This is a genomic window from Dokdonella sp. GW821-FHT11D02, assembly GCF_058808595.1.
In genome coordinates this window covers 4,199,317-4,216,486 of the sequence record NZ_CM179520.1, presented here as the reverse complement: position 1 = coordinate 4,216,486, position 17,170 = coordinate 4,199,317, and the positions used below count along the sequence as shown (strand labels likewise).

Here is a 17,170-nt window from a genome sequence, read left to right as displayed (position 1 = left end):
CGAGGTGGGTCATGCAGCGTGTCGAGCCGTTTCCCGTCACTTGTCGCGGCACGTTCCGATCGAACGCGGACCGCTCGCTCGATGCCGGCGCTAACCGGTGCGCGAACTGCCGCCATTTCCAAGCGCGCTGCGTCGAGCGACCATCGGCGCCGTCCTTTGTGCAGGTGCCGCTGCCATGAGCTTGCACTTCGACGGTATGACGCCGCTGCTGCAAGTGTTCGACATGCCGGCCGCGCTCGCCTTCTATCGCGACCTGCTCGGTTTCGAGCGAGTCGAGGATTCCGGCCGCGGCGACCACTCCGACTGGGTCTGGCTACGCCGCGGTGCGGTGGACCTGATGCTCAACACCGCCTACGAAACCGAGCTGCGGCCGCCTGCGCCGGAGCCGGCGCGCGTCGCGGCGCACCGCGATACCGGCCTCTTCTTCGCGTGCGCCGACGTCGACGCCGCGTATGCGGTTTTCCGCTCGAAGGGATTACCGATTGAGCCGCCGCGGATCGCGCCGTACGGTATGAAGCAGCTGTACCTGCGCGATCCGGATGGCTACGAACTGTGTTTCCAATCGCCGCTCGACCGACGCGCATGAGCGACTGGATCACCTTCGGCGAGCCAGCGCCGGCCGCCGCGGTCGCCGGCCGATGACGAGTGCGGCTAAGAGCCGGGACGAACGCTTCCGCAGCGCCGTGCACGCGCTCGACGCCGGCGATGCGGTGACATTGGCGCGGGTGCTCGCGGCGCATCCCGCGCTTGGCGCGGAACGCTTGACCGCGCCCGGCGAATGGCTGCGCGAGCGCGTCGGCCGCGCGCTAGATGGCTACTTCAGGGAGCCGTACCTGCTCTGGTTCGTCGCCGGCAATCCGCTCCGCGGCGAACCCCTGCCGCGCAACATCGCGTCGTTGGCGGCGATGCTGATCGAAGCCGCGCGGCACGCCGATCCGCACGGCTTGCAGGCGCAACTCGATTACGCTCTGACCTTGCTCGTCAGTGGCCGCGCCGCGCGCGAGAGCGGCGTGCAGACGCCATTGCTCGACTGCCTGATCGACGCCGGGGCACGCGCTAGCGATTGCCTCGCCGCGCTCGGCGCTGCGAACTTGGAGGCGGCCGCGCACCTGATCGAGCGCGGCGTCGCGCTCGATCTTGCCGCGGCGCTCTGCCTCGGTCGCGGCGACGAAGTCGAACGGCTCGCGCGCGACGCGGGGCCGCGCGAGCGGAAGAACGCATTGATCGCGGCGGCGATCAACGGACGCGCCGAGGCGATCGCGCGGCTGCTCGCGTTCGGCGTCGACATCGACGGCTACGGCGCGGACATCCATCCGCATGCGACGGCCTTGCACCAGGCGATCGCGGCCGGCTCGCTGGCGTCGGTGCAGGCGCTGGTGGCGGCCGGCGCACGGCTCGACCGGCGCGATAGCGTCTACGGCGGCACGCCGCTGCAGTGGGCGCAACACGAGCGGCAGACCGAGATCGAGGCCTATTTGAGGTCAGCTGGCGCATCGGCGCAGGCTTGAGACGCGCTGGCGCCGTGTGTCTCCTTTTCGCGGACCGTCGCGGCGACGCCGGCACGCGGACACGCTATCGTTCGCCTCCGCGAACCGAGGAGCGCGCATGCCCGCCGCCGTCCACGTCATCGATCATCCGCTGGTCCAGCACAAGCTGACCCTGCTGCGCCGCAAAGGCACCAGCACGGCCGACTTCCGCCGCCTGCTCGGCGAGCTGTCGGCCTTGATGGCGTATGAAGTCACGCGTGACTTGCCGCTGCGCGAGGTCGCGATCGAGACGCCGGTGGCGGCGACCACCGGACATCTGATCGACGGCAAGAAAACCGTGTTCGTGGTGATCCTGCGCGCCGGCATCGGTTTGCTCGAGGGCATGCTCGAGGTGGTGCCGGGCGCGCGCGTCGGCCACGTCGGCCTGTACCGCGACCCGCAGACGCTGCGAGCGGTCGAGTACTACTTCAAGATGCCGCGCGGCATGCACGAGCGCGACGCGATCGTGGTCGATCCGATGCTGGCGACCGGCCATTCCGCGGTCGCCGCGCTCGACCGGCTGAAGGAAACGCGGCCGCGTTCGATCCGCTACGTCTCCCTGGTCAGCGCGCCGGAAGGCATCGCGCATCTGCACGAACAGCACCCCGAAGTGCCGATCTACACCGCTGCGATCGATGAAGGCTTGAACGACCACGGCTACATCGTGCCGGGCCTCGGCGATGCCGGCGATCGCTTCTTCGGCACCAAGACCTGACGCGGAATCTTCGCGAGCGCTTTGCCGCTTCGGAGCGGTAGGCGCACGGACTGGCACAACGACAGCAGCATGGGCACGCGAACCGCAACCGCGCTAGCTTTCCCCGAATCCCGAATCCCGAATCCCGAATCCCGAATCCCGAATCCCGAATCCCGAATCCCGGCCCCTCTCACATATCGTGCTTGGCGACCTCGAAGCCGGCCTGCTTGTAGGTCTTCCATCGTTCGCGCGAGCCGGCGCGCTCGGCGTCGTCGGCCGGAATCACCTCGAGCACGCGCTCGAACAGGCCCGGTGCGCACTCGTCGCGCAGGTTGATCACCAGCGCGCGATCGGCGGCGTCGATACCGGGCGGCACGATCAGCACGGCGGTGATCGCGTCGTCGTCGTCGCCGGCGAGCTGATGCGGGATGAAGGCATGCTCGTCGAACTCCCACAGCTTTTCGTCGAGCGCTTCGGCCTGGTCCTGCGAACGCGCGAGGATCAGGGTCGGCTGCTCGCTGGCGTAGGCGCGCTTGGTCAGCTCGCACACGAGCAAGAGCGGATCCTCGCGGAAGCGCGGCTTGTCGATGAGATAAAAATCCGCGCGCGGCATGGCAGGGCGGCTACAGAGTCTGGCTCGATTCGACCGCGCCTGGATGCAGCGCGAGCGCGAGGAACATGCCGATCATCATCGCGACCACGCTGCCGAACACCACGCCGAGAAAGCTCAAGATCGCCTGGCCGCGTTGTCCGGCCGGGCGCGTCTTGTACAGATAGTAGGGCACGAAGATCGAGGTGATCAGCACGATGCCGACGTTGAGCCACCACGGACGGCGGATGTCGAGCTGGCGCGAATCGAAATGCAGCCAGGCGAAGCAGGCGAGCAGGGTCGCCAGCTGGTAGAGGATGTTGAGCGGACTGCCGCGCAGCGCTTCGACCGTCGCCTGCGCGGTGCCGGTGTCGGTCAAGCCGGGGTAGAACACGACCAGGAGCGCGCCGAAGACCAGGTTGATGCCGAAGACCGCGGCGATCGCCTGCACCTTGTAGCGCTGGAAAGAGTCGGCTGCGTTCACGCGCTGCGATCGATCAGGTATTGGGTCAGCAACGGCACCGGTCGGCCGGTGGCGAGTCCCTTGCGGCCCTCTTCCCAGGCGGTGCCGGCGATGTCCAGATGGGCCCAGCGGCGGCCGTTGACGAAGCGCGCGAGGAAGCAGCCGGCGGTGATCGCGCCGGCGTACTTGCCGCCGATGTTGGCGACGTCGGCGAAGCCGGAGTCGAGCTGGCTCTGGTATTCGTCCCACAACGGCAAACGCCAGGCGCGATCGTGGGTGTGGTTGCCGGCGGCGAGCAGCTGCTCGGCGAGTTCGTCGTCCTTGCTCATCAGGCCGGATGCATGTTTGCCGAGCGCGACCACGCAGGCGCCGGTCAAGGTCGCCGCGTCGATGATGACCTCCGGATCGAAGCTCTGCGCGTAGGTCAGCGCATCGCACAGGATCAGGCGGCCTTCGGCGTCGGTGTTCAGCACTTCGATGGTCAGGCCGGACATGCTGGTCAAGACGTCGCTCGGGCGGTAAGCGTTGCCGTCGGGCATGTTCTCGACCGCCGGCACGATGCAGACCAGGTTGAGCGGCAGTTTCAAGAGAACCGCGGCGAGGAAGCTGCCGAGCACGCCGGCGGCGCCGCACATGTCGAATTTCATTTCCTCCATGCCGGCGCCGGGCTTGATCGAAATGCCGCCGGTGTCGAAGGTGATGCCCTTGCCGACCAGCGCATAGGGTTTCGCTTCGCCGCCGCCCTTCCATTGCAGCACGATCAGCTTGGGCGGATTGGCCGAGCCCTGCGCCACGCCGAGCAGCGAACCCATGCCGAGCTTGGCCATGTCCTCGCGCTCGAGCACGTTCACGCTGACGCCGGCGTGCTCTTCGGCGAGCTTTTGCGCCTGCGCGGCGAGGTAGGCCGGGTTGCATACGTTCGGCGGCAGGTTGCCCAGTTCGCGCGCGAAGCGCACGCCGCTGGCGATCGCGCTGGCTTGCTCCAGCGCGCGGGCGGACGCATCGGCCGCGGCGAACGCGAGCGCGCCGAGCTGGGGCGCCTTGGACGCCTCTTTGGGTTTGAACGTGGCCGTGTAGCGATAGGCCTGCGCATCGGCGGCGAGCGCGGCGGTGCGCAGCTTCCAGGCGAGATCGCGGCCGGGCACGTCGATCTCGGTCAGATACGAAACGGCGGCGTCGATCGGCAGGTTTTTCAGCGCGCGGCCGGCGTCGTGCGAGGCGCGATGGAACGCGGTCGCGTCGAACTTCTTCTGCTCGCCCAGACCCACCACCAGTACGCGCGGCGCGGCGATGCCGGCGAGGCCGAACAAGAGGGTCGTGCTGCCGGGCTTGCCGGTGGCGTCGCCGCTGTCGATCAGGCGCTTGATCGCACCGCCCGAGCGTTCGTCCACGCGCGCGGCGGCGCTGCTCAAGGTGCGGTCCTCGTACAGGCCGACGACGAGACAGGGCGCGGTCGCGGTTTCGGGGGCGTCGTGGGTGGTGCTGAACTTCAGAGTCATCGAACGATTGTCCATTCTGGTCGACTACGAAACTGGGCATGCCGGCGCCGTTCGCAAGCGACGGCCGGGGTGCGGCGGGGGGCAGCGGCCGCAGCGGGCGTCCATCTGCCGTTAAAGCGCGCCTCTGCATGATCGGCGTGCCGCGCGGGGTACACTTGCCGGCTGGCTGCGGCGGACGTTCCGCCCGACCCGATCCGCCCAGAGCAGACCCGCTGCATGACCAACCCGCAAGCCAAGCCGTCCATTCTAAGGCAAAGCCTCGCCGCCCTGCGCGGCTCGCGCTGGCTGCGGCTGCGCATCATCGACCGCTATCTGTTGCGCGAAGTGGCCACCAGCGTGCTGGCCGCCAGCGCGATCCTGCTCCTGGTCATGGTCGGTGGCGCGGTCGCCGACCTGCTCGCGAAAATCGCGCGCGGCCGCATTCCGGCCGACCTCCTGTTCACCCTGATCGGCCTGCGCAGTGTCGGCGCGCTGACCATCCTGCTGCCCTTGGCGACCCTGCTCGGCGTGCTGCTCGCTTACGGACGCCTGTGGCGCGACAGCGAAATGGCGGTGCTGCAATCGTCCGGGCTCGACGCCGGTGGCCTGCTGCGTCCGCTCACCCTGTTCGCGCTGCCGGCGATGGCGCTGCTCGGCGTGCTGTCGTTCTGGCTGGCGCCGGCGGCCGACCGTTTGGCGCAGACCCTGATGCAGGAGGCCAGCCGCTCGCTGATCGTCGCCGGTCTCGAACCGGGCCGCTTCGTCGACCTGCCCGGGCGCGACGGCGTCATCTACGTCGGCGAGATGTCGGCCGACGGCACCCGCTTCAAGCGCATGTTCATCGAGAACGAGCGGCCGGACAAAGACAACGGCAAGACACGCATCGACGTGATCACCGCGACGCACGGCTACCTCTATCACGACGCCGACGGCGTCGGCCGCTACATCGCGCTGCAGGACGGTTTCCGCGTCGAGGGCAAGCTCGGCGAAGACGATTTCCGCCTGATGCGCTTCGCGCGCAACGACATCAAGCTTCCCGACAGCGACAGCGACAGCAACGAGATCAGCGCCAAGCGCTCGGCGCCGACCGGCGTCTTGATGCGCGCCAGCGACGATCCGGTGATGCGCGCCGAGCTGCACTGGCGCCTGGCCGCGCCGCTGTCGGTGCTGGTGCTGACCTTGCTCGCGCTGCCGCTGTCCAAATCGAGTCCGCGCGAGCCGCGCTATGCACGTCTGCTGCTCGCGCTGTTGCTTTGGCTGGTCTACTACAACGGTCTCTTGCTCGGGCGCTCGTGGATCAGCGCCGGCAAGCTCGCGCCGGGGTTTGGTCTGTGGTGGGTGTACCTGCCGGCGCTGGTGCTGGCCGGCTGGCTGATTTGGAGCGGCCAGCGCCTGCGCGCGCCGCGTGCGGCGAAGAGGGCGGCGTAATGGTGATCTTCAAGCGCGTCGACCGTCTCGTCGCCATGGCCGTGCTGACCGCGGTCGGCATGACCTGGTGCACCCTGGTCGCGCTGGATGCGTTCCGCACCTTCATCGTCGAGTTGAACGACGTCGGCCAAGGCCAGTACACGCTGACCAAGGCGGCGACCTACGTGCTGCTGACCGTGCCGCGACGCTTCTACGAAATGTTCGGCTACGCCGCGCTGATCGGCGGCCTGCTCGGCCTCGGCGGCCTCGCCAACAGCGGCGAGCTGACCGCGTTGCGCGCGGCCGGCCTTTCCAAACTGCGCATCTGCGCTTCGGTCGCGTTCGGTCTCGGCCTGCTCACGCTTGGCACCGCCGTGCTCGGCGAGACATTGGGGCCGTGGGGTGAGCGCAAGGCGCAGGCGCTGTCCTTGGCGGCGAAGTCGAAGGACGTCGCGCTGGCCAAGGGCGGCTCGCTGTGGGCGCGCGACGGCGAAACCGTAATCAGCGCGCGCCGCGGCCGCACCCAGGCCGGTTCCGGCGAGGTCGATCTCGACGGCGTGCGCGTGTTCGAGTTCGATCCGGACGGGCGTTTGCGCTCGCTCTCGGTCGCCGGCACCGCCGCGCACGTGCAGGACGACTGGATTCTGCGCAAGGTGCGCCGCACCGACTTCGAAGCGGACAAGGCGAGCAGCACCGAGCAGGCGGAAAGCAGCTGGAAATCCGGGCTCGATCCGCGCCTGCTCGCGCTCAGCATCATCCAGCCGCAGTACATGACGCTCGGCGATCTGGGCCGCAACATCTTCTACCTCGACCGCAACAACCAGGACGCATCGAGTTTCCGCAGCGCGTACTGGGCGCGTGTGTTCTATCCGATCAACGTGCTCGCGTTGGCGTTCTGCGCAGTGCCGTTCGCGTTCGGCGCGTTGCGCAGCGGCGGCTTGTCCAAGCGCTTGTTCATCGGCATCGTGCTCGCGCTCGGTTTCTATTTCCTGCAGCGCGCAATCGTCAGCCTCGGTGCGGTCTACAACCTGCACCCGGGCCTCGCCAATACGGTCCCGCCGTTGCTGCTCGCGGCAGCGGCGTGGGCGTACTTCCGCCGCCACGCCTGATGCGCGCGTAGCGGGTCGAACCGCTATAGTCCGCGCGGCCCATACCGCCCGAGGCGCGCTTGCGCAGCGTCAACATCCGCTACATGCCGGCCGTCGATCACCTGCGTGCGTATGCGGCGCTGTTGATCGTGTTCTATCACGGCCTGCATTTGTTCTCGTTTTTCACGCGCTTCCATCGCGAGTTCGGCATCGACGACTGGCTGCAGCCGGCCAATCCGCTGCTCGCCGCGCTGGCCGAAGGCCATACCGCGGTCGCGCTGTTCATGGTGTTGAGCGGCTTCATTCTGACCCAGGCCGCGCTCGAGTCGGGTGTCGACTACGGCCGCTTCCTGCGCAACCGCTTGCTGCGCACCTATCCCTTGTTCCTGCTGCTGGTGTTGGCAGGCGTGGCGACGACGGCTCATTTCAGCTGGGCGGCGCTGCTGCAGACCGTGTTCGGTCTGGCCAACCTGCCCGGTGCGCTGATCGCGCCACCGTTCACCAGTTTGCTGTGGACGATCGCGATCGAGTGGCAGTTCTATGTGCTGTTCCCGCTGCTCGTGCTGGTGTTGAAGCCGGCGTGGACGCGCCAACTGCTCGGCCTGCTCGCGGTGATGCTGCTGTTCCGCGGCATTGCCGTGGCCAGCGGCGGCAACGCGCGCGAACTCAGCTATCTGACCTTGCTCGGCCGCCTCGATCAGTTCCTGCTCGGCATGTGGGCGGCGTGGTTTCTGCGCGAGCATCCGTTGTCGCCGCGCCGCGGCGGTACGCTCGCGGCGGCGGCTCTGCTGGCGGTGATTGCGGCCCTATACGCGTTCAACGCAGCCGGCGGCTGGCCGTCGACGGCGACCTGGAAGATCGTCTGGCCGACCGTCGAGGGCGCCTTGTGGACCGCCTTCGTGCTCGGCTACGTCGCGTTCGCGAACCGCTTCGACGGCCGCCTTTCGCGCCTGCTCGCCGGCATCGGCGTGATCTCCTATTCGATCTACCTGAGCCACTTCATCTTCATCTACTTGATGGTCCAGTACGCACTGCCGCTGACCTTCACTGGGAACGCGATCGCCGACGCACTGCTCAATACGCTGCTGTTCGCGCTGCCGCTGACCTTGGCCTTGTCGGCCTTGACCTACCGTTACGTCGAGCTGCCTTTCCTGCGTTTGCGCGGCAACTATCATCGCGACGCCGGCGAGAGCGCCCGATGAGCTTCGATCCAGTGGATTCGCTCTCGCCGCCAGCGCGCGCGGATCGATACTTCCGCCGGGACGCGGGTTCGCCTCCATGCCCAATCGCTTGATCGCCTCGCGTCTGACGCGAAACCTCGCGCTCGCGCTGCTGATGGCGCTGCTGCTCGTGCGCATTCCTTTCTCCGGCGTGCACATGGGGCTGGCGCGAGACTTCTTCGTTGCCTACCGCATCGTTCACGGCGCGGAATTCCCGCTCTACGGTCCGGTCTTGAACGAGACCATCCATCTCGGCCCGGTTTGGTTCTATTTGTTGGCCGCGCTGTTGGCGATCGGCCGGTCCTGGTTGCCCACCTTGCTCTTGCTCGGCCTGCTCGCCGCGTTGCAGGTTCCGCTCGCTTATCTGCTCGGCAAGGCCTTGCACAGCCGGCGCGCCGGCCTTCTGTTCGCGGTCGGGCTGCTGGTGCCGAACTGGTCGACCTTCGAGTGGCTGCTGCCGTCGCATCCGCTGCTGTCGCTGCCGCTCGATCTCGCGTTCGCGCTGTGCGCGGTGCGTTACTGCAAACGGCCGCGCACACGTTACCTCGCCGCGATGGCTCTGCTCGGCGTGCTCGCCATTCACGCGCACCCGGCCAACGCGGGGTTGGTTTGGATCGGGCTCGGCGCGATGCTGTGGGCATGGCGGCAAGGTGCCTTGCGTCTGCGCGATGTCGCGACGGCGGCTGTGCTGGCCTTGCTGCCGCTCTTGCCGTTCTTCTACTGGGATGCCTCGCTCGGTTTTGCCGAGTTGGGCCGGGCGACCGCCTACCTCGGCAACGAGAGCGCGACCGGCCGCGCGTTCGACGTCGTCGGCCTGTTCACCGGCGTCGCCTGGGGCGGCACGCGCGAATGGTTCGCGCCGACCTTGGGTTGGCCTTCGCTCTGGGCCGATGCCGCTGCCGCCGTGGTCGCGACGGGTGGCGCCGCCGGTGCGATCGGTCTGGTTTTCGCCGTGCGCGAAGCGCGCACGCAGCGCGTGATCGCGTGCTCTGCGGCGGCCTTGCTGGCGATGCTGGCGACGACGACCTTGCTGCGCGCGGCGACGCCGTACTACATGGCCGCCTCGATCTGGTTCATTCTGGCCGGACTGGTCGCGATCGGCCTGGCGGCGCTCGGCGAAACGCGTCTCGCGCGGACGGTTCGCGCCGGAGTCGTCGCGGTGAGCCTGGGGGCCTGCCTGCTCACGCTCGCGGGCAACGCGAAATTCCAGGCTAGCGGCACCTGGACCTTCGAGTGGCTGCCACTGTTCGACATCAAGAGCGCGCGCGCGGGCAATGCCGAAACTCTGCCGCTGATGCCGGCCTATGCGCAGCGCAAGAGCGGGCGTTTTCTGTGCGAGCAGAGCGGCGCCAGCATTCACGGCGCGTACGCGACGCAACTGGCCAGCGATCAGGCGATCGCGATGCGCCTCGCTTGCGGTCGCAGCGACGTCGAAATCGGCGGCGCTGACGCCGCGCGTCAACACTGGCTCGGACTATCCCGCGCGATGTTCGAACACCTCGGCGCGGTGCCGGCGCACCGGATCGGATCGATCGGCTTGATCGCGGCGCGGCCGCTCGGCGACGCGGCCGGCTTCTCGCCGCCGGACGCGCCGGTCTATCCGGCACAGATTCCTGCCGCGCTCGAAGGAGACCGCGTGCTCACGCTGCACCTCGGTGCGTCCGAACGGCTGGCGATCTCGAAGATCGGCTACGGCTTGACCGAGTTGCCGACCGTCACGGTGCGCATGAACGGGCGCAGTGTTGCGCCCTCCGTTTCGGATGCGTTCGTCGCGGTCTATGCCTGCGCCGTGTGCGAGGCCGGTGCGGGCGTCGAGGTCGAAGTCGATCTGCGCGGCGGCAACTCGCGTGGGGTCGATCTGGTCGCGTTCTAGCCACCTCGCGCGGAACGCGTCCGACGTCGCGAAAAACCATGCAAGCGTCGCAGCGGGCCCGTTCGGGCGAGGTGTAAGATGGCCGCGCTCCGGCGCAGGCCGGTCCCGGGGGCTACAAGATGAGCAGCATCGATTTCACCTCTTATCTCAAGTTGATGTCGCACAAGAAGGCGTCGGACCTGTTCATCACGGCCGGGGTGGCGCCGTCGATGAAGGTCAACGGGCGCATCGCGCCGATCACCCAGAACGCGCTGACGCCGCAGCAGTCGCGCGACATGGTGCTGAACGTGATGACGCCGTCGCAGCGCGAGGAATTCGAAAAAACGCACGAGTGCCAATTCGCGATCTCGGTCACCGGCGTCGGCCGTTTCCGCGTTTCCTGCTTCTATCAGCGCAACTGCGTCGGCATGGTGCTGCGCCGGATCGAAACGCGCATCCCGACCATCGAGGAGCTGAGCTTGCCGGCGATCATCAAGTCGCTGGCGATGACCAAGCGCGGCATCATCATCTTCGTCGGCGCCACCGGCACCGGCAAATCGACCTCGCTGGCGGCGATGGTCGGCTATCGCAACCAGAACTCGACCGGCCACATCATCACGATCGAAGACCCGATCGAGTACGTCCACGACCACGCCGGCTGCATCGTCACCCAGCGCGAACTCGGCATCGACACCGATACCTGGGAGAACGCGCTGAAGAACACGCTGCGCCAGGCGCCCGACGTGATCATGATCGGCGAAGTGCGCACGCGCGAGACGATGGAGCACGCGATCAACTTCTCCGAAACCGGCCATCTCTGCCTGTGCACGCTGCACGCGAACAACGCGAACCAGGCGATGGACCGCATCATCCACTTCTTCGCCGAAGACCGCCGCCAGCAGCTCTTCATGGACTTGTCGCTGAACCTCAAGGGCGTGGTCGCGCAGCAGCTGATCCCGACGCCGGACGGCAAGGCGCGCCGCGTCGCGATGGAGGTCATGCTCGGCACGCCGCTGATCGCCGACTACATCCGTCAGGGCGAGATCCACAAGCTCAAGGACGTGATGAAGGAATCGACCAACCTCGGCATGCGCACCTTCGACCAGAGCCTGTTCGAGCTGTACCAGGCCGGCGAGATCAGCTACGAGGACGCGCTGCGCCACGCCGACTCGGCCAACGAAGTGCGCCTGAAGATCAAGCTCGCCCAGGGCGGCGATGCGCATACGCTGAGCCAGGGTTTGGATGGGGTCGAGTTGGTAGAGACCTGAAGGCCGGGATTGGGGAATCGGGATTCGGGATTGGTGAAAGGCTAAGATTGCCGGTTCGCGCGTCGAGCGCGTATGAACCGATTGCCCGCGCGTGTCCGAATCCCCGCTCCCGAATGCCGAATCCCGGCAGCTGAACCACCTGCGCCGCGTCTGGCAGACGCTCGGCCGCGACGATCCGCTGTGGGCCGTGCTGTCGCAAGCCGACAAGCGCGGCGGGCGCTGGCAGATCGACGAGTTTCTCGCCACCGGGCAGCTCGAAATCGACACGCAGCTGGAACTGCTCGGCGCCGCCGGCTGGCCGCAGCGGCGCGAACTCGCGCTCGATTTCGGTTGCGGCGTGGGCCGGCTCTCGCGTGCGCTGGCCGCGCATTTCGAGCAGGTGATCGGCGTCGACGTTTCGCCCAGCATGATCGCGGCGGCGCGTGAGTTGAACGCGGATTTGGCGCATCTGGAGTTTCGCGAGAACGCCTCGGCGCGACTGCAGGGAATCGCCGACGCCAGCGTCGACTTCGTGTTCTCGCACATCACCTTGCAGCACATTCCCGCTGCGCTCGCGGCCGGGTATGTCGAGGAATTCTTTCGCGTGCTGGCGCCGGGCGGCGCGGCGGTGTTCCATTTCGTCGACGATGCCGACGACAGCCTGCGCGGCCGCCTGTTTGGATTGACACCCAATCGCTGGCTCAATCCTTTGCGACGCCTGCTCTGGCGGCGGCGCGAAGTCTTCGAGATGCATGCGTTGCCGGAGCGGGATTTGCTCGCGCGGCTGGCGCGCCAACCGCAGTTGCATCTGTTGTACGCGCTCGACGACGCCTCCGCCGGTCCCGGCTGGCGCGGACGGCGTTGGTACGTGGTCAACGAGGCCGAAGCGCCGCAGGCGGTGGAGCAGAACGGCTATCGCGTCTACGCCTATGCCAGCGATGCGCACATGGGTGCACCGACCTTGGCCGGGCAGACGCACGAACCGCACGTCGCGCAGGCGTTGCGCGACCGCCTGCGCGCCGGCGACGTCATGCTCGACGTCGGCGCGAACATCGGGCTGATGAGCCTGCTCGGCGCCTCGCTGGTCGGGCCCGAGGGGCGCGTGATCGCGGTCGAGCCGATCGCGCGCAATCGCCGCCTGATCGCACGCTCGGCGCAGGCGAACGGCTTCGCTCAGCTGGAACTCGTCGCGGCGGCCGCGTCCGATCGGGTCGGAGCGATCGAACTGCGCACGCATCCGACCACCTCCAACAGCGCACGCCCGGCCGCAGCCGGCGAGCGCTTGCGCGAGGCGCACGGCAGCGGCGAGCGCGTGCCGGTGGTAGTGCTCGACGACACCTTGCGCACGTGCGAGCGGCTCGATCTGATCAAGATCGACGTCGAAGGCATGGAGCCGTTGGCGATGCGCGGGCTCGAACGCACGCTGGAGCGCTTCCGTCCCACGCTGATCAGCGAGTTCCATCCGTGGGCGATCGAGCGCGCCGCGGCGAGCGCGCCGATCGACTATCTGCGCTGGCTGCGCCGTTTCTATCCGGCCTTCGTGGTCTTGCACCGCGACGGCCGGCGTCAGCGCTGCGTCGAGCCGGACGAGGTGATGGCGATCTGGCGCGAGGCGAATGCGGCGGCGGGGTTGGACGGGCGCCTGCACTTGGACTTGCTGCTGGCGCGCGATTTGTAGCAGCGGTCCTTCGATACCAAGTATTCGCGCGAGTATGAATCGCGTCCTCCTATCCCGGCGGCGGGATAGGAGGACGCTCGAAGCTACTGCTTGGCGTACTCGACATCCTGCACGATGTCGATGCCTTCGGCACCGAAGCTCATGCTGCCGCCGAGGCGCTTGAACCACTGCGCGTACAGCGCGTACAGCTTGCGCTGCGCTTCGATCGAGCTGCGTTCCTTGTCCGGCATCTTATCGGCGAACATGGCGAACGCATCGCCGAGCAGCTTGTACGTCTTGCCGTCCAAGCTGGATTCGATCAGCGCGCCGGGTGCGCCCGGCGTGGCCGCCACGGCCGCTTCGAGCTTGGCGACCTGGTTGCTGCCGATCGCGAGGCCGAGCGTCTTCGCGCCCATCGCGGCATGGATCTCGTGGCCTTCCGCGTAGCCGCCCGGTACCACCTCGGACGGAATCGCGACGGCCTTGCCGTCGGGCTTAAAGGTGATCTTCTGCAGCGCCGGCACCGACATCTGCGCCAGACCGGTCAGGAAGGCCGGGTTGTTGCTGCCGACCAGCACGCGGCCTGCCGCATCGAGCTTGTCGCCGTTGCTCGCATCCGGCAGCACCAGGCGATCGAGCGTGATGCGCACGCCGATCAGGTCGGCCAGCGGCGGCGGGATCGTCTCTTCGATCTTGCCCTTCATCTCGGCCATCTCGGCGTTCAGCGGCTGCAGCAGCTCGCACTTGAACGGTGCCGCGGCGACCGCGTCGGCTTGCGCGACGAGGAAGTCACGACCGCGCAGCACCGGCAGCGCGAACGCGAAATCGAACAGCGAGTCGCTGGAAGTGGCGCCGGGCAGGGCGGTCGGCAGCGCCGCCAGTGCTTTCGCCAGCGCCGGGTCGAGATCGAGGCGCATGCGCATCGTCATGCGCTGGGTGTCGAACTGGCTGTAGCCGATGGCGAAGCGCGGCGCCTTCGCCGCGAGCGCGTCGAGTTCGCCGCGGCAGGCGGCGTCGAGTTCCGGCTTCGGCTCGTTGGCGGCTTTCGCCAGCGCGGCCAGCGCGGGATCGTCGTTGAACAGGGCGAGCACGCGGCGCGTGTCGATCCAGCCGCTGCCGTAGGGCAGGTAGCCGCGCGCCTTGTTGAAGTCGGCCAGCGCCTTGGTGTCGGCCAGGCTTTGCGCCGGCCGGTCGAGGCCGAGCACGCGACGCTTGAGCGGCTCGTCGGCGCCGGCGGGCACCATCGTGAGGACCAGGTGCTTGCCTTCGATCGCCATCAGGCCGAGCAGCGGATCGCCGCCGATCGTCCACACGTCTTGCTCGCCGACGCGTGCGGTGCCGAGCTTCTCGCCGCCGTTCTGTTCGATGCGCGCGATCATCGCGCGGAATTTGTCGGGATCGAGGATTTCGGCACGCAGCACCGGCAGCAGGCCGACGCCGTAGATGGCCGAACGCACCTGCGTGCCGAGCCCGACTTCCTGCCATTTCTCCGGCGTGTCGCGGCCGCGGACCTCTTCCAGTACCGCCTTTATCACGCGGCGGGTCTTCGCTTGCAGCGCGAGCTGTTCGGGTGTCGCCGTGTCGTCCGTTTTCTGTTCGCTCTCGGTCATCATCTGTTCGAACATCGGGAAGATGGCCGACCAGATGCCTTGCGCCTGCGCGCTCAAGTACTTCGCGGTCGCATCCGGCACTGGTTCGAGTGCGGCGATCACGTACGGCGTGTCGGCCGGCACGAACGCGATCGGTGCGTCGTCGTCGGCTTTCTTGCCACAGGCTGCTACGAAGATCGCAGCGGCGAGCGCGACCAGTCCATTCCTTGCGTAGTGACGCATCGATCAACTCCCCAGTCGAAGACAGCCCGCAATTGTATCAGGCCCCTGTCCGGCGGGCCCGTGATCCACGACTCGCGGCGGTCAGCGCCCGAGCAGTTCGGTCAGCGCCGCCATGCGCACGAACACGCCGTTGGCGACCTGATCGAGCACGGCCGACTGCGCACCGTCGGCGACCTCGGGGGCGATCTCGACGCCGCGGTTCATCGGCCCCGGATGCATCACGATCGCGTCGCTGCGCGCGCGCGCAAGGCGTGTCGCGTCGAGCCCGTAACGAGCGAAGTAGGCGTTCTCGTCGAGCCCGGTCAGGCTGTCCATGCGCTCCTTCTGCAGCCGCAGCATGACGATCACGTCGGTGCCGTCGAGAGCGGCGTCGAAATCCTCGCCGACGCGGCATTGCGGGAACTGCTGCGCGTCGGGCAGCAGAGCGGCGGGTCCACATAGGCGAATCTCTTTCGCACCGAGCGCGGTAAGACCGTGCACGTCCGAGCGCGCGACGCGCGAATGGCGGATGTCGCCGCAGATCGTCACCGTGAGATCTTCGATGCGGCCCTTGCGGTCGCGCATGGTCAGCAGATCGAGCAAGCCCTGGGTCGGGTGCGCGTGGTTGCCGTCGCCGGCATTCAACACCGCGGCGCGGCGCGCGTGTGCGGCCAGCTGCGCCGGCGTGCCGTTTTCCTTGTGGCGCACGACGAACGCGTCGGCGTCCATCGCTTCCAGCGTCGCCAGCGTGTCCTCCAGCGTTTCGCCCTTGCTGGTGGAGGAGCTGGCGATGTCGAAGTTGACCACCAGCGCGCCGAGCCGGCGCGCGGCGAGTTCGAAGCTGGTGCGCGTTCGCGTCGACGGCTCGAAGAACAGATTCATCACCGTGCGCCCGGCCAACAGCGGCGGCAGCGAACCCTGGCGGAATTGCGCGCGCAGCTCCGCGGCACGATCGAGCAGGGCGAGCAGGCGCTCGCGGCCTAGGTCTTCGAGAGTCAACAGGTGGCGCAGGCGTTCGTGCGGGTTGGACATGCGGATCGGACTATCAAGGAGAAGGGGAACCGGCGCGATCGCGCGCGGCGCCGGCGAGCCAGCGCTCCAGAATGACCGCGGCGGCGAGCGCGTCGATTTCGGCCGCGTGCTTGCGCTTGGCGCTGCCTTCGGCGCGGCGCTCGGCGAAACGGCGCGCCGCTTCGCGCGAGCTGTGGCGTTCGTCGACCAGCTCGACCGTGCGCGCGTAGCGCCGCTCGAGCGCACGTGCGAACTCGCGCGCGATGCGCGTCATCGGCTGCTCGCCGCCGTCAAGTGCGAGCGGCAGGCCGACCACGAAACGCTGCGGATGCCACTCGGCGACCAACGCATCCAGACGCGCCCACTCGCCGCTCGCCAGCGCGGCCAATCCACGTGCGCTGGCGGTGAGGCGATTGCCGAGCGCGACGCCGATCAGGCGGGTGCCGACGTCGAAGCCGAAAACGTTGCCAGAATCGGAATCTGTGCTCGAAGCGAGAGACGAAGGGCGCTCAGGCGTGGCCGGCATAGCTGGCCATCTGGAACAGATTCACCCCGACCAGATGCGCGGCGGCTTCCCAGCGCTGCTCCAGCGGCGTCTCGAACAGCACGCGCTCGGACGCCGGCGCGGTCAGCCAGTGGTTTTCGACCAGTTCCTGCTCGAGCTGGCCCGGGCTCCAGCCCGAGTAGCCGAGCGCGACCACCGCGTGGCGCGGTCCGTTGCCGGCCGCGATCGCGACCAGGATGTCGCGCGAGGTCGTCACGCTGACGCGATCGGAGATGCGGAACGAGGATTCCCAATCGCCGTTCGGCGAATGCAGCACGAAGCCGCGCTCGGGCTGCACCGGGCCGCCGATCAGCACTGGCGCATCGACGATGTCGGGAATCTCCGAATGCATGTTCATCTGCGCAAGCACATCGCCCAGGCGGTATTCGGACATGCGGTTGATCATCAGCCCCATCGCGCCGTCCTCGCCGTGCTGACACAGAAACGTCACGCCGCGCGCGAAGTTCGGATCGCGCAAGGCCGGCATCGCGATCAGCAGCTGGTTGCTCAGCGGGGTGGGGTCGGGCATGGGTGGATTGTACTCAGGAGTCGGTGCGGACGCCCGGCGTACGGAGCACGCGGA

Annotated in this window: 16 protein-coding genes; 9 read left to right on the top strand and 7 right to left on the bottom strand. The window is 67.9% G+C overall.

Annotated features, from left to right (window positions below):
* Positions 1–175: 175 nt before the first annotated feature.
* The 3 genes from AC3QL3_RS17895 to upp all read left to right on the top strand — a co-directional run bounded on the left by AC3QL3_RS17895 (position 176) and on the right by upp (position 2,241).
* Positions 176–586 carry a VOC family protein gene (locus AC3QL3_RS17895; protein ID WP_492895452.1) on the top strand — a complete coding sequence of 137 codons (411 nt, stop codon included), beginning with the start codon at positions 176–178 and terminating at the stop codon, positions 584–586.
* Between the two features lie 52 nt (positions 587–638).
* On the top strand, positions 639–1,508 hold the full coding sequence (locus AC3QL3_RS17890) for an ankyrin repeat domain-containing protein (protein ID WP_492895451.1): 870 nt from the start codon (positions 639–641) through the stop codon (positions 1,506–1,508).
* 97 nt (positions 1,509–1,605) lie between these two features.
* Positions 1,606–2,241, top strand: coding sequence for a uracil phosphoribosyltransferase (upp, locus tag AC3QL3_RS17885; RefSeq protein WP_492895450.1), 636 nt, complete (start codon positions 1,606–1,608; stop codon positions 2,239–2,241).
* Positions 2,242–2,410: 169 nt separating this feature from the next.
* Here the strand turns inward: upp and AC3QL3_RS17880 are convergent, their stop codons facing one another.
* The 3 genes from AC3QL3_RS17880 to AC3QL3_RS17870 are packed head-to-tail and all read right to left on the bottom strand — an operon-like array spanning position 2,411 to position 4,771.
* Entirely contained in the window at positions 2,411–2,833 is a 423-nt protein-coding gene (locus AC3QL3_RS17880) for a DNA polymerase III subunit chi (protein WP_492895449.1), read from the bottom strand.
* A 10-nt stretch (positions 2,834–2,843) separates the two neighbouring features.
* Entirely contained in the window at positions 2,844–3,293 is a 450-nt protein-coding gene (locus AC3QL3_RS17875) for a hypothetical protein (RefSeq protein ID WP_492895448.1), read from the bottom strand.
* Entirely contained in the window at positions 3,290–4,771 is a 1,482-nt protein-coding gene (locus AC3QL3_RS17870; protein WP_492895447.1) for a leucyl aminopeptidase, read from the bottom strand. Before AC3QL3_RS17870 ends, AC3QL3_RS17875 begins: the two co-directional genes overlap by 4 nt.
* Positions 4,772–4,987: 216 nt before the next feature.
* On the opposite strand from AC3QL3_RS17870, the gene lptF reads away from it, so the two are divergent.
* The 6 genes from lptF (at position 4,988) to AC3QL3_RS17840 (ending at position 13,242) form a co-directional block, all read left to right on the top strand.
* Complete coding sequence (gene lptF, locus AC3QL3_RS17865) at positions 4,988–6,178, top strand: LPS export ABC transporter permease LptF (RefSeq protein ID WP_492895446.1); 1,191 nt, start codon at positions 4,988–4,990, stop codon at positions 6,176–6,178.
* Positions 6,178–7,266 (top strand): LPS export ABC transporter permease LptG, encoded by a 1,089-nt coding sequence (gene lptG, locus AC3QL3_RS17860; protein ID WP_492895445.1) that lies wholly within the window; start codon positions 6,178–6,180, stop codon positions 7,264–7,266. The genes lptF and lptG overlap by 1 nt, the downstream gene beginning before the upstream one ends.
* A gap of 59 nt (positions 7,267–7,325) precedes the next feature.
* Positions 7,326–8,447, top strand: coding sequence for an acyltransferase family protein (locus AC3QL3_RS17855; protein ID WP_492895444.1), 1,122 nt, complete (start codon positions 7,326–7,328; stop codon positions 8,445–8,447).
* A gap of 76 nt (positions 8,448–8,523) precedes the next feature.
* The gene (locus AC3QL3_RS17850; RefSeq protein ID WP_492895443.1) at positions 8,524–10,338 is read left to right on the top strand and encodes a hypothetical protein; all 1,815 of its coding nucleotides are present in this window, start codon (positions 8,524–8,526) and stop codon (positions 10,336–10,338) included.
* 119 nt (positions 10,339–10,457) lie between these two features.
* Positions 10,458–11,585 carry a PilT/PilU family type 4a pilus ATPase gene (locus AC3QL3_RS17845; RefSeq protein WP_492895442.1) on the top strand — a complete coding sequence of 376 codons (1,128 nt, stop codon included), beginning with the start codon at positions 10,458–10,460 and terminating at the stop codon, positions 11,583–11,585.
* Between the two features lie 91 nt (positions 11,586–11,676).
* Positions 11,677–13,242: a class I SAM-dependent methyltransferase gene (locus tag AC3QL3_RS17840; RefSeq protein ID WP_492895441.1), complete on the top strand. Its 1,566-nt coding sequence runs from the start codon at positions 11,677–11,679 to the stop codon at positions 13,240–13,242.
* Between the two features lie 83 nt (positions 13,243–13,325).
* Here AC3QL3_RS17840 and AC3QL3_RS17835 read toward each other — a convergent pair whose 3' ends face one another.
* The 4 genes from AC3QL3_RS17835 to AC3QL3_RS17820 form a co-directional block, all read right to left on the bottom strand.
* Positions 13,326–15,053, bottom strand: coding sequence for a hypothetical protein (locus AC3QL3_RS17835; RefSeq protein ID WP_492895440.1), 1,728 nt, complete (start codon positions 15,051–15,053; stop codon positions 13,326–13,328).
* Positions 15,054–15,134: 81 nt separating this feature from the next.
* Positions 15,135–16,064 (bottom strand): aspartate carbamoyltransferase catalytic subunit, encoded by a 930-nt coding sequence (locus tag AC3QL3_RS17830; protein ID WP_492895439.1) that lies wholly within the window; start codon positions 16,062–16,064, stop codon positions 15,135–15,137.
* Between the two features lie 13 nt (positions 16,065–16,077).
* Positions 16,078–16,569: a Holliday junction resolvase RuvX gene (gene ruvX / locus AC3QL3_RS17825; protein WP_492895438.1), complete on the bottom strand. Its 492-nt coding sequence runs from the start codon at positions 16,567–16,569 to the stop codon at positions 16,078–16,080.
* Positions 16,553–17,116: a YqgE/AlgH family protein gene (locus AC3QL3_RS17820; RefSeq protein WP_492895437.1), complete on the bottom strand. Its 564-nt coding sequence runs from the start codon at positions 17,114–17,116 to the stop codon at positions 16,553–16,555. The genes ruvX and AC3QL3_RS17820 overlap by 17 nt, the downstream gene beginning before the upstream one ends.
* Positions 17,117–17,170 lie beyond the last annotated feature (54 nt).

Bases quoted from the DNA above. Each gene is read 5' to 3' on its own strand.
- AC3QL3_RS17830 (WP_492895439.1), bottom strand. From the start codon at position 16,064: ATGTCCAACCCGCACGAACGCCTGCGCCACCTGTTGACTCTCGAAGAC.
- ruvX (WP_492895438.1), bottom strand. From the start codon at position 16,569: ATGCCGGCCACGCCTGAGCGCCCTTCGTCTCTCGCTTCGAGCACAGAT.
- AC3QL3_RS17890 (WP_492895451.1), top strand. From the start codon at position 639: ATGACGAGTGCGGCTAAGAGCCGGGACGAACGCTTCCGCAGCGCCGTG.
- AC3QL3_RS17845 (WP_492895442.1), top strand. From the start codon at position 10,458: ATGAGCAGCATCGATTTCACCTCTTATCTCAAGTTGATGTCGCACAAG.
- upp (WP_492895450.1), top strand. From the start codon at position 1,606: ATGCCCGCCGCCGTCCACGTCATCGATCATCCGCTGGTCCAGCACAAG.
- lptF (WP_492895446.1), top strand. From the start codon at position 4,988: ATGACCAACCCGCAAGCCAAGCCGTCCATTCTAAGGCAAAGCCTCGCC.
- AC3QL3_RS17835 (WP_492895440.1), bottom strand. From the start codon at position 15,053: ATGCGTCACTACGCAAGGAATGGACTGGTCGCGCTCGCCGCTGCGATC.
- AC3QL3_RS17895 (WP_492895452.1), top strand. From the start codon at position 176: ATGAGCTTGCACTTCGACGGTATGACGCCGCTGCTGCAAGTGTTCGAC.
- AC3QL3_RS17870 (WP_492895447.1), bottom strand. From the start codon at position 4,771: ATGACTCTGAAGTTCAGCACCACCCACGACGCCCCCGAAACCGCGACC.
- lptG (WP_492895445.1), top strand. From the start codon at position 6,178: ATGGTGATCTTCAAGCGCGTCGACCGTCTCGTCGCCATGGCCGTGCTG.
- AC3QL3_RS17850 (WP_492895443.1), top strand. From the start codon at position 8,524: ATGCCCAATCGCTTGATCGCCTCGCGTCTGACGCGAAACCTCGCGCTC.
- AC3QL3_RS17880 (WP_492895449.1), bottom strand. From the start codon at position 2,833: ATGCCGCGCGCGGATTTTTATCTCATCGACAAGCCGCGCTTCCGCGAG.
- AC3QL3_RS17820 (WP_492895437.1), bottom strand. From the start codon at position 17,116: ATGCCCGACCCCACCCCGCTGAGCAACCAGCTGCTGATCGCGATGCCG.